This window comes from Candidatus Tisiphia endosymbiont of Hybos culiciformis, assembly GCF_964030975.1.
Taxonomy (GTDB): Bacteria; Pseudomonadota; Alphaproteobacteria; order Rickettsiales; family Rickettsiaceae; genus Tisiphia.
This window is the reverse complement of the sequence record NZ_CAXIQH010000001.1, coordinates 1,112,797-1,125,935: the sequence shown is the minus strand read 5'-3', so window position 1 is coordinate 1,125,935 and position 13,139 is coordinate 1,112,797. Positions and strand designations below refer to the sequence as shown.

Here is a 13,139-nt window from a genome sequence, read left to right as displayed (position 1 = left end):
TAAAGTAGCTTCTCGCTAATAGACGAAAGTTTACTATAGCCTAATCAAGAAAAGGAATTATGGATAAAAATTTTAAACAAACCAGCTTTTTATTTGGTAGTAATGCTGTCTTTATAGAAGAATTATATCAGCTATATTTATCAGATCATACGGCAGTTGATAAAAGTTGGCAAAATTATTTCCAAAATATTGAGAATAATAATAGCTACCAGATTACAAAAAGTACTGCTCATGTTATTACTGCACCTCAGGAAAGACATTCGCCGTTTGATACGGACGTTTCTGCCGCCACTAACAAACTCCGAGCAAAAGTAATGATTGCCAGCTACCGTAAGTGTGGACATTATTTAGTAAAACTAGACCCCTTAAATCTCGAAACTCTTAAAACGAAAAGTGAGTTGAGGCTTAATATAGAAGATTTTGGTTTTACCAAAGATCAGTTGAATAATATTATAGAAATTGATGATGAATTCTTTGGAATAAAAACCTGTACACTTGGCGAATTAGTTAATTTGCTCGATCAAACTTATGCTAAAGATATTGCTATAGAGTTTGATCATCTGACAAATGAAGATGAGAAAATTTGGCTTTCTGAACAAATGGAAAGTAACACTCAAGCTTTTAATATATTGGAACAAGATAAGAAGGATGTACTAAAAGATTTAGTAGAAATTGAAGGATTCGAACAATATCTACATACAAAATTCCCTGGGGCAAAGCGTTTTTCAGTAGAGGGGGGAGAGGCAGCTGTGGTAGCTATAGATAAAGCCATAGATATGTCTATTGTCCATGGAATAGAAGATGTCGTAATAGGTATGGCACATCGAGGAAGACTTAGCACCTTGACCAAGGTAATGACCAAGCCTTATAAAGCCATTCTTTCTGGATTTATGACAGGAAGTATCTTGCCTGATAATTTAGGTATCTCAAGTGATGTGAAATATCATATTGGCTATTCATCAGATCGAATAAGAGTGCAATCTAAGGTTCACCTCTCTATGGCAGATAATCCATCGCATTTGGAAGCAGTAAATTCAGTGGTAGCTGGTAAAGTACGAGCAAAACAGGACAACATCCAAGATGTTAACCGTAAGAAAGTAATGAGTATTTTAGTTCATGGTGATACTGCTTTTTGTGGTCAAGGTGTAGTAGCTGAAAGTTTATTTATGTCGAATTTAAAGGCTTATCATGTTGGTGGCATTATTCATTTTGTCATTAATAATCAGCTTGGCTTTACAACGAATAGTTATGATACCAGACCAAGTAGATACTCCACCGAATTTGTTAAGATAATTAGTAGCCCAATTTTACATGTAAATGGTGATGATATTCAAGCAGTACTCAAAGCTACTAATATGGCGATGAATTACCGACATAAATTTGCTAGAGATGCAATCGTTGAGATCGTATGTTATCGTAAATACGGTCATAATGAAGGTGATGAACCTATGTATACTCAAGGTGCTATGTATAATGTAATAAAAAACAAACAATCCCCAGCAACGGTTTTTGCAAACGAACTAGTAGCAGATGGAATAATTGACCAAAATTATTTTGCTACATTAAAAGAACAATTTAAACTAAAATTAGATCAAGAATACGAACATGCCAAAAGTTATCAACCACAAGCTCAGTACCTAAAGGGGTTATGGTCTGGTTATACTAGGTCAAATACTAAAATATACTCCACTGGTGTTAGTAAAAACACCTTAAAAGAGCTGGGTATAAAGCTTTGTCAAATACCCAAAGACTTCCCTATAAATCCTAAACTTGTAAAATTACTTGGATTAAGAGAAAATACCTTGAAGCAAGATCAACCTATCGACTGGGCAACCGCAGAACAACTAGCCTTTGCCAGTTTATTAAGTTCAGGCACCAAAATACGTTTTACTGGTCAAGATTGTGAACGCGGCACTTTCTCTCACCGTCATTCAGTGTTATATAGTCAAATGGATGATAGAACTTATACTCCATTAAATAATTTGTCGCAAAATCAAGCAAGTTTTGAAATTGCTAACAGCAATTTATCTGAGTATGCAGTTTTAGGTTTTGAGTATGGCTATTCATTAGCTAATCCAAAAAATTTAGTAATTTGGGAAGCACAATTTGGTGATTTCGCTAATGGAGCTCAAATAATTTTTGACCAATTCATTTCTAGTAGTGAAAGCAAATGGCTCAGGATGAGTGGTATAGTAGTGCTACTACCGCATGGATTGGAAGGACAAGGTCCAGAGCATAGTTCTGCAAGATTTGAGAGATTTTTACAGCTTGCTGCTGAAGATAATATTCAAGTTACCTATCCCACGACACCAGCCTCATTCTTTCATTTATTACGCCGTCAAATATACAGTAATATTCGTAAACCACTAATAGTAATGTCACCAAAATCTTTATTAAGGCATAAAATGGTTGTATCAACTCTATCGCAGATTGATGAGAATACAAGCTTTATACCTGTGCTAGATGAGACCAATAGTGCGATAAATGCCAAGGAAGTGACGCGAGTTATATTATGTTGTGGTAAAGTCTACTATGATTTATTAGAAAAAAGAGAAGAAAAAAATATTTTAGATATGGTGATTATTAGACTTGAACAATTATACCCATTTGAAAAAGATATTATCATTAAAATATTAGGTAAATATAATAAGGCTAAGGAGTTTATTTGGTGTCAAGAAGAACCTAAAAATATGGGAGCGTGGAATTTTATTAAAGACCACTTAAATAAAAGCCTAACAGATATATCAATTAATAATCAGTTTAAATATGTTGGTAGGAATGAATCTGCTTCACCAGCAGTTGGGTCGCTTAGCATACATAATGAGCAACAAGAAAAATTACTTGAAGAAGCATTGGGCAAATAGTTGAATGATTGGTCAAGCAATTTTCAAGTGTCAGGGTATATTGACCAGGGCAGTTTAAAAGTCGCAATCAATGATATAAGAATCTGTTTTGAGAAATGCATAAACGTCATTGCGAGGAGCCGCTTCGCTACGACACGGCAATCCAGAAAATTGCAACGGCAAAAATAAAACAGCAAGCTGTTTATTTGGATCGCCACGCCACTTCGTGGCTCGCGATGACGGTTATTCATTTCTATAATCTAGTATTTTATATCATTAGTTGCGACTTTTAAATTGCCCTGGTATATTGACACAAAATCAATAGTTGACAATAGTTGAATGATATAGTTAAATAAGAATATAATTCTTCTGAAACCATTCACCAGCAATAGAAAAAGAAATGAGTAAATATTTGATATTATTAATAATATCACCTAGTTCATTTGCTCAACAACAAGTATCTAATTTCATTGCACCAGTTACTTATTTTGTCAATCATGTCAAACAACTAAATCTACTCAAGAACAACTTAATTAAGTATCGGCAAGCAAGTATTATAGGCACCAGTGGCATGGGGAAAACCCAACTTGCTAGAATGTATTGTTATGAGAATAAAAATGATTATAAACTTATTTGGTTTATTGACTGTAATTTAGATATTAACCAAGAATTGTTAAAGCTAGCAAAAGCTATTAATAATACTGCTAAATCTAGTCTAATATCAGAAGATATAACACTAATACGAGAAGAAGTAATAAGCTATTTGTCAAGTCAAGATAAATGGTTAATAATATTTGATAATCTAAAGGTAAGTGAAAATAAGAAAGTTCAAGAGTTTGTTAATTGGGAGCATAACGGATACGTTATATTTTGCTCCCAAGATAGTGAAATATTACCGAACATAGTTAAAATGACTGTCTTTGAAAAAAGTGACGTCAGTATCCTTGCTAGTAATATTCTAGAAAATAACGATCCAAAATTAGCAAAATTTTTGAGCGAAGAATTTGCTGGTTATCCTATCCTGATAGTACAAGGTGCGCAATTATTAAATAATGTACCAGGCTTGGATAGAAAAAAATATAAAGAGGAAATCCAACAATCAACGGATCGAATTAAATCGAACATTATATTAGCTATCGATCAGTTAAAGCCAAGTGCAAGAAATCTATTAAATAAAATAGCCTTAATAAATAATCAAGGTTTTTCAAAAGAATTATTAAGTTTTATTACTGACGATCAAAGTACCATAAACGATGATCTTTATCAATTATCTAAATTTGCCTTAATATCTAACATTGATTCTAATGACGCTAATCCTGTCTTTGAAATGCATGATGTTATTGCTAAGAAAATAGTCGAGATTAATTGTGGTGAGAATAATAAAGCTTATTTAGAGGATGTTATTACTAAATTAATGAATTATATACCAAGAAATGCAGTAAAAGCTCGTGTTGTTAGAAATGCCAAAACTATGCAAGAGAATCTTGAAATAATCTTAAGAAATTCAGAAAAATATAATGCAAATATATATAAAATTATGGCTCTTAATTTGCAAATAATGTCTCAATATTTTAATTCTCTTGATTATTACAGTGCAGAGAAGAAGGCTAACTGGTTTAATAAAGCTGATCAGGAAGGAAAATTTAAATTATGGTTAATGGATAATAATGAAAAAAATATATATGTAAAGTATATGCAAGTAATAGGTAGTCATTATAAGAGTTGTTCTGATTATAGAATGGCAATGAAATATTTTATAAGAGTGCAAGAAATATTGGAGAATGAGAAAAGTTGTGAATCTGACAAATGGACTTTATTTTATAATTTAGCAAAATGTAATATTATGTTAGGGCAGGTTGAAGAAGCCGAAAAAAACATTCAAATGATAGAGCAAATGCTTAATGAAGGCTTAATAGATCAAGGTTATATACATGATGCTAAAGCACAGTTATTATTTATACAAGGGAAATATACTGAATCATTAGAACAAAATAATAAAATTATAGAAATATTCATTAAAAATGGGCTAAGTCCTGGCGATCTATTTCTTATACCTCCTTATATATTTGAAATAGAAATATTAAATTATCTTGAAGAATACCAAAAAGCATATGAGAGGGCTAAGAAATTATATAATTTGTGCGAACATTGCAAAACTCCTAAAATAGTCGCTTGTATTTATAGTGTAATGGCAAAAAGTGAGTTAGGTCTAGGCATGCTAGACCAAGCCTCAGAGCATGTTAACCAGGCTATCTCCATATTTTTAGCTGATGAACGTAGAAATCCTGAAAATACAGATTATTCGGAAAACCCAGACCTAGCAACGAGCTATGTAGTACAAGGTGATATTCTATTTGCCCAAGATAATATAAAAGAAGCAATCAAATTCTATAATAAAGCTTATAGCATATATTATTATTTATATAGAGATAATCGTAAGAATGTAGCTCAAGTTAGTTATTTATATAGTCAAGGAGCCAAAGCAGCATGTAAAGAAAAAAAGTTATCTAATTATAAATTTTTTGGTAAGTCGCAAGTAAAGGAGTTTGGAATAAAGCACCCTAATACTATATCTATGTTTGAGTATTGTAAACAATATAATATGGATTTATGGGCAAAAGGAAACTAGATTAGGTATATTGGATTACAATTTGAGAGTATACTCAAATGATTTGAAGAATTGGAACGTAGAACAAGGAGTAAAGGTGCTAGGCGTATAAAGCTTTGTTTCGCACGCGAATGCCCCGCAAGTATTTGCAGGAGCCAATTCTTTAAAGCAGAAGAATATACTACTATAAAATCAATAATTGACAATAGTTAAGGAATATAGTTAAATAAATTGAGATAAGAAGGAATATGAATGAACAAACCAAAGATAAGATAATAATGTAATTTTTCTGAAACCATTAACTAGCAAAAAAAAATGAACAAATATTTTATATTATTAATAACATTATTAATAATATCACCTAGTTCATTTGCTCAACAACAAGTATCTAATTTCATTGCACCAGTTACTTATTTTGTCAATCATGTCAAACAACTAAATATACTTAAGAACAACTTAATTAAGTATCGACAAGCAAGTATTATAGGCACCAGTGGCATAGGGAAAACCCAACTTACTAGAACATATTCTTATGAGAATCAAAATAATTATAAACTTATTTGGTTTATTGACTGTAATTTAGATATTAACCAAGAACTGCTAAAGCTAGCAAAAGCTATTAATGCTACTTCTAAATCTAATTTAATATCAGAAGATATAAAATTAATACGAAAAGAAGTAATGAGCTATTTATCAAGTCAAGATAAATGGTTAATAATATTTGATAATCTAAAGATAAGTGGAAATAAAAAAGTTCAAGAATTTGTTGATTGGGAACATAACGGACACATTATATTTTGTTCCCAAGATAGTGAAATATTACCAAACATAGTTAAAATGACTGCATTTGAAAAAAATGACGCCATTACTCTTGCTAACAATATTTTAGAATATAACGATCCAAAATCAGCAGAATTCTTGAGTGAAGAGTTTACCGGTTACCCCATTCTGATAGTACAAGGAGTACAATTATTAAATAATGTACCAGGTTTAGATAGAGAAGAATATAGGAAAAGAATCCAACAATCAGCAGACAGAATTAAATTGAACATTATATTAGCTATCAATCAATTAAAGCCAAGTGCAAGAAATTTATTAAATAAAATAGCCCTAATAAATAATCAAGGTTTTTCAAAAGAATTATTAAGTTTTATTACTGATGATCAAAGTACCATAAACGATGATATTTATCAATTATCTAAATTTGCCTTAATATCTAATATTGACTCTAACGACACTAACCCTATCTTGGAAATGCACGATGTTATTGCTCAGAAAATAGCTGAGATTAATGGTAGCAGGAATAATAAAGCTTATTTAGAGGATATTATTACTAAATTAATGAATTATATACCACATAATCCAGTAAAAGCTCATATTTTTAGAAATGCTAAAACTATACAAGAAAATCTTGAAATAATTTTAAGAAATTCCGAAGAATATAATGCAAATATATATAAAATTATGGCTCTTAATTTTCAAATAATGATTCAATATTGTAATTCTTTTAATTATTCTATTGTAGAAAAGAAGGTTAACTGGTTTAATAAAGCTGAGCAAGAAGGAAAATTTAAATTATGGTTAATGACTAATGATGAAAAAAATATATATGTAAGATATATACAAGCAATAGGTAGTTATTATAGGAGTTATGCTGATTATAGAATGGCAATGAAATATTTTACAAGATCACAAGAAATAGTTGAAAATTCCAAAGGTTATGAATCTAACAAATGGAGTTTATTTTATAATTTAGCAACATGTAATATTGTATTTGGAAATATCCAAGAAGCTGAAAAAAATATTCTAATGATGGAGAGAATGCTCAATGAAGGTTTAATGGATAAAAGTGACATAGTCTATATATATTTTGTTAAAGCGCTGTCATTATTTGTACAAGGGAAATATACTGAATCATTAGAGCAAAATAATAACACTATAGAGATGTACATTAAAAATGGGATAAGTTTTGATGATCTATTACTTATACCTCCTTATATACTTAAAGTAGAAATATTAAATTATCTTGAAGAATACCAAAAAGCATATGAGCAAGCTAAGAAATTATATAATTTATGTGAACATTGCAAAACTCCTGAAATACTTGGTGAAATCTATCGTATAATGGCAAGAAGTGAGTTAGGATTAGGCATGCTAGACCAAGCTTCAGAGCATATTAACCAGACTATCTCCATATTCTTGGCCTGTGAGCGTATGGCTTCCAAAGATGCGGATTTTTTGGAAGTTCCAGAGCTAGCAATAAGCTACGTAGTACAAGGTGATATTCTATTTGCCCAAAATAATATAAAAGAAGCTATAGGATCCTATAATAAAGCTTATAGCATATATTATTATTTATATAGAGATAATCGTAAGAATGTAGCTCAAGTTAGTTACTTATATAGTCAAGGAGCCAAAGCGGCATGTAAAGCAAAAAACTTATTTAGTTATAAATTTTTTGGTAAACCGCAAGTCAAGGAGTTTGGAATAAAACACCCTAATACTGTATCTATGTTTGAGTATTGTAAACAATATAATATGGATTTATGGGCTAAAGAAAAATAACTCAGGTATATTGATTAAAATTTGAGAGTATACTCAAATGATTTGAAGAATTGGAACGTAAAACAAGGAGTAAAGGTGCTAGGCGTATAAAGCTTTGTTTCGCACGCGAATGACCCGCAAGTATTTGCAGGAGCCAATTCTTTAAAGCAGAAGATATATACTACTATAAAATCAATAATTGACAATAGTTAAGGAATATAGTTAAATAAATTAAGATAAGAAGGAATATGAATGAACAAACCAAAGATAAGATAATAATGCAACTTTTCTGAAACCATTAACTAACAAAAAAAATGAATAAATATTTTATATTATTAATAACATTATTAATAATGCCTCTTAATTCATTCGCCCAAGATCAAACATCTAATGTTGTTGCACCAGTTACTTATTTTGTTAATCATATCAAACAACTAAATATACTTAAGAACAACTTAATTAAGTATCGACAAGCAAGTATTATAGGCACCAGTGGCATAGGGAAAACCCAACTTACTAGAACATATTCTTATGAGAATCAAAATAATTATAAACTTATTTGGTTTATTGACTGTAATTTAGATATTAACCAAGAACTGCTAAAGCTAGCAAAAGCTATTAATGCTACTTCTAAATCTAATTTAATATCAGAAGATATAAAATTAATACGAAAAGAAGTAATGAGCTATTTATCAAGTCAAGATAAATGGTTAATAATATTTGATAATCTAAAGATAAGTGGAAATAAAAAAGTTCAAGAATTTGTTGATTGGGAACATAACGGACACATTATATTTTGTTCCCAAGATAGTGAAATATTACCAAACATAGTTAAAATGACTGCATTTGAAAAAAATGACGCCATTACTCTTGCTAACAATATTTTAGAATATAACGATCCAAAATCAGCAGAATTCTTGAGTGAAGAGTTTACCGGTTACCCCATTCTGATAGTACAAGGAGTACAATTATTAAATAATGTACCAGGTTTAGATAGAGAAGAATATAGGAAAAGAATCCAACAATCAGCAGACAGAATTAAATTGAACATTATATTAGCTATCAATCAATTAAAGCCAAGTGCAAGAAATTTATTAAATAAAATAGCCCTAATAAATAATCAAGGTTTTTCAAAAGAATTATTAAGTTTTATTACTGATGATCAAAGTACCATAAACGATGATATTTATCAATTATCTAAATTTGCCTTAATATCTAATATTGACTCTAACGACACTAACCCTATCTTGGAAATGCACGATGTTATTGCTCAGAAAATAGCTGAGATTAATGGTAGCAGGAATAATAAAGCTTATTTAGAGGATATTATTACTAAATTAATGAATTATATACCACATAATCCAGTAAAAGCTCATATTTTTAGAAATACTAAAACTATGCAAGAGAATCTTGAAATAATTTTAAGAAATTCAGAAAAATATAATGCAAATATATATAAAATTATGGCTCTTAATTTGCAAATAATGGCCCAATATTTTAATTCTCTTAATGTTTCTATTGCAGAAAAGAAGATCGACTGGTTTAATAAAGTTGATCAGGAAGGAAAATTTAAGTTATGGTTAATGAATAATAATGAAAAATATATATATGTAAAGTATATGCAAATAATAGGTAGTTATTATAGGAGTTACTCTGATTATAGAATGGCAATGAAATATTTTATAAGATCACAAGAAATATTTGAGAATGTCAAAGGTTATGAATCTGACAAGTGGACTTTGTTTTATAATTTAGCAATATGTAATATTGTGTTAGGACAGGTTCAAGAAGCAGAAAAAAACATTCTAATGATGGAACAAATGCTCAATGAAGGTTTAATAGATCAAAGCGACCTAGTCTATATATATTTTGTTAAAGCACAGTTATTATTGGTACAAGGGAAATATACTGAATCATTAGAGAAAATTAATAAAACTATAGAAGTATCCATTAAAAATGGGCTAAGTCCTGATGACCTGTTTCTTGTTAGTCCTTATATACTTAAAGTAGAAATATTAAATTATCTTGAAGAATACCAAAAAGCATATGAGCAAGCTAAGAAATTATATAATTTATGTGAACATTGCAAAACTCCTGAAATACTTGGTGAAATCTATCGTATAATGGCAAGAAGTGAGTTAGGATTAGGCATGCTAGACCAAGCTTCAGAGCATATTAACCAGACTATCTCCATATTCTTGGCCTGTGAGCGTATGGCTTCCAAAGATGCGGATTTTTTGGAAGTTCCAGAGCTAGCAATAAGCTACGTAGTGCAAGGTGATATTCTATTTGCCCAAGATAATATAAAAACAGCAATAGAATCCTATAATAAAGCTTATAGCATATATTATTATTTATATAGAGATAATCGTAAGAATGTAGCTCAAGTTAGTTACTTATATAATCAAGGAGCCAAAGCTGCATGTAAAGCAAAAAACTTATTTAGTTATAAATTTTTTGGCAAACCGCAAGTCAAGGAGTTTGGGATAAAACACCCTAATACTGTATCTATGTTTGAGTATTGTAAACAATATAATATGGATTTATGGGCTAAAGAAAAATAACTCAGGTATATTGATTAAAATTTGAGAGTATACTCAAATGATTTGAAGAATTGGAACGTAAAACAAGGAGTAAAGGTGCTAGGCGTATAAAGCTTTGTTTCGCACGCGAATGACCCGCAAGTATTTGCAGGAGCCAATTCTTTAAAGCAGAAGAATATACTACTATAAAATCAATAATTGACAATAGTTAAGGAATATAGTTAAATAAATTAAGATAAGAAGGAATATGAATGAACAAACCAAAGATAAGATAATAATGCAACTTTTCTGAAACCATTAACTAGCAAAAAAAATGAATAAATATTTTATATTATTAATAACATTATTAATAATGCCTCTTAATTCATTCGCCCAAGATCAAACATCTAACCAGATATCTAATTTTGTTACACCAGTTACTTATTTTGTCGATCATGTCAAACAACTAAATCTGCTCAAAAATAATTTAATTAAATATCGACAAGCAAGTATTATAGGAACCAGTGGCATGGGGAAAACCCAACTTACTAGAACGTATTCTTATGAGAATCAAAATAATTATAAACTTATTTGGTTTATTGATTGTAATTTAGATATTAATGCAGAATTGTTAAAACTAGCAAAGGCTATTAATGCTACTTCTAAATCTAATTTAATATCAGAAGATATAATGTTAGTACGAAAAGAAATAATGAACCATTTCTCTAGTCAAGATAAATGGTTGCTGGTGTTTGATAATCTAAAGGTAAGTAAAAATAAGAAAGTTCAGGAGTTTGTTGATTGGGAACATAACGGACATGTTATATTTTGCTCCCAAGATAGTGAAATATTACCAAACATAGTTAAAATGACTGTATTTGAAAAAGGTGACATCTTTACTCTTGCGAGCAATATTTTAGAACATAACGATCCAAAATCAGCAGAATTCTTGAGTGAAGAATTTGCTGGTTATCCTATCCTGATAGTACAAGGGGCACAATTATTAAATAATGTACAAGGTTTAGATAGAGCCGAATATAAGAACAAAATTCACCAATCATCAGATAAAATTAAATTGAACATTTTATTAGCTATTAATGAATTAAAGCCAAGTGCTAAAAGATTACTAAATAAGATAGCCTTAATAAATAATCAAGGCTTTTCAAAAGAATTACTAAGTTGTATTACTGATGATCAAAGTACCATAAACGATGATATTTATCAATTATCTAAATTTTCCTTAATATCTAACATTGATCCAAATGAAACTAACCCTATATTTGAGATGCATGATGTTATTGCTCAGAAAACAGCTGAAATTAATGGTAATAAGAATAATAAAGCTTATTTAGAGGATATCGTTACTAAATTAGTCGGGTCTGTGCCAAAAAAGAACTCGGTAAAAGCTCAACTTTTTAGGAAAGCGAAAACTATACTTGAAAATTTTGAAATTCTTGCTAGGAATGCTGCAAAATATAATTCAAATATATATAAACTTCTGCAATTGAATGCACAGCTAATGATACACTATGTGAATTCTGTCGATTACCTTAATGTAGAGAAATTAATTAATTGGTTCAATGAGAATGATCAAAATGGGACTGGTAAATTTAATTTATGGTCGATGAATAATGATGAAAAATATGCATATGCAATGTGCTTACATGTAATAGCATGGAATTATGCAATTAACTGTTCTAATTATAGGGTAGCAATAAATTATTGTACAAGAGCAAAAGAAATATTAGACAAGATAAAAGGTTATGAATCTTTATGGAGTTTATATTATTCTTTAGCAATGTATAATATCCCATTAGGACAGGTTCAAGAAGCAGAAAAAAACATTCAAATTGTAGAACAAATGTTTAATGAAGGTTTAATGGATAAAGCTGACCTATCTTATATACATAGTGCTAAAACAGAGTTATTATTGCTACAAGGAAAGTATAGTGAATCATTAGAAGAAAATAATAAAACTATAGAAATAGATACTAAAAATGGATTAAGTATAGATGATCTATTTCTTATAGATATTTATGTAATCAAAGTAGAGATATTAAATCATCTTAAAGAATATCAACAAGCATATACTCAAGTCAAAGAATTATATGATTTGTGTGAATCCTCCCAAAAAGATGTTCATGAAATATTAGGTCGTATTTATAGTCAAATGGCAAGAAGTGAATTAGGATTGGGTAAGATAGACCAAGCTTTAGAGCATGTTAACAAGGCTATATCCATATTTTTAGCAGATGAGCGTAGGAACCCCAAAGGGGCAGATTATTCGGAAGATCCAATTTTAGCTGCTAGTTATGTAGTACAGGGTGATGTTCTATTTGCCCAAGATAATATAAAAGAAGCAATCAAATTCTATAATAAAGCTTATACCATATATTATTATTTGTATAGAGATAATCGTAAGAATGTAGCTCAAGTTAGTTACTTATATAATCAAGGAGCCAAAGCTGCATGTAAAGCAAAAAACTTATTTAGTTATAAATTTTTTGGCAAACCGCAAGTCAAGGAGTTTGGGATAAAACACCCTAATACTGTATCTATGTTTGAGTATTGTAAACAATATAATATGGATTTATGGGCAAAAGAAAACTAGATTAGATATAC

Annotated in this window: 6 protein-coding genes; all 6 read left to right on the top strand. The window is 29.9% G+C overall.

Translation table 11 applies throughout. The features are described 5' to 3' along the window. Nucleotides 1-59 precede the first annotated feature (59 nt). The 6 genes from ACQH2P_RS06020 to ACQH2P_RS05995 all read left to right on the top strand — a co-directional run bounded on the left by ACQH2P_RS06020 (nucleotide 60) and on the right by ACQH2P_RS05995 (nucleotide 13,128). Nucleotides 60-2,864 carry a 2-oxoglutarate dehydrogenase E1 component gene (locus tag ACQH2P_RS06020; RefSeq protein WP_425363442.1) on the top strand — a complete coding sequence of 935 codons (2,805 nt, stop codon included), beginning with the start codon at nucleotides 60-62 and terminating at the stop codon, nucleotides 2,862-2,864. A gap of 95 nt (nucleotides 2,865-2,959) precedes the next feature. Continuing rightward, complete coding sequence (locus ACQH2P_RS06015) at nucleotides 2,960-3,136, top strand: hypothetical protein (RefSeq protein ID WP_425363441.1); 177 nt, start codon at nucleotides 2,960-2,962, stop codon at nucleotides 3,134-3,136. A 107-nt stretch (nucleotides 3,137-3,243) separates the two neighbouring features. Continuing rightward, entirely contained in the window at nucleotides 3,244-5,472 is a 2,229-nt protein-coding gene (locus ACQH2P_RS06010) for a tetratricopeptide repeat protein (protein ID WP_425363440.1), read from the top strand. Nucleotides 5,473-5,766: 294 nt separating this feature from the next. Further along, nucleotides 5,767-8,016 (top strand): tetratricopeptide repeat protein, encoded by a 2,250-nt coding sequence (locus tag ACQH2P_RS06005; RefSeq protein WP_425363439.1) that lies wholly within the window; start codon nucleotides 5,767-5,769, stop codon nucleotides 8,014-8,016. A gap of 293 nt (nucleotides 8,017-8,309) precedes the next feature. Then, nucleotides 8,310-10,559 (top strand): tetratricopeptide repeat protein, encoded by a 2,250-nt coding sequence (locus ACQH2P_RS06000; protein ID WP_425363438.1) that lies wholly within the window; start codon nucleotides 8,310-8,312, stop codon nucleotides 10,557-10,559. Between the two features lie 292 nt (nucleotides 10,560-10,851). Further along, a complete protein-coding gene (locus tag ACQH2P_RS05995) occupies nucleotides 10,852-13,128 on the top strand; it encodes a tetratricopeptide repeat protein (RefSeq protein WP_425363437.1) in 2,277 nt (758 codons plus the stop codon). Nucleotides 13,129-13,139 lie beyond the last annotated feature (11 nt).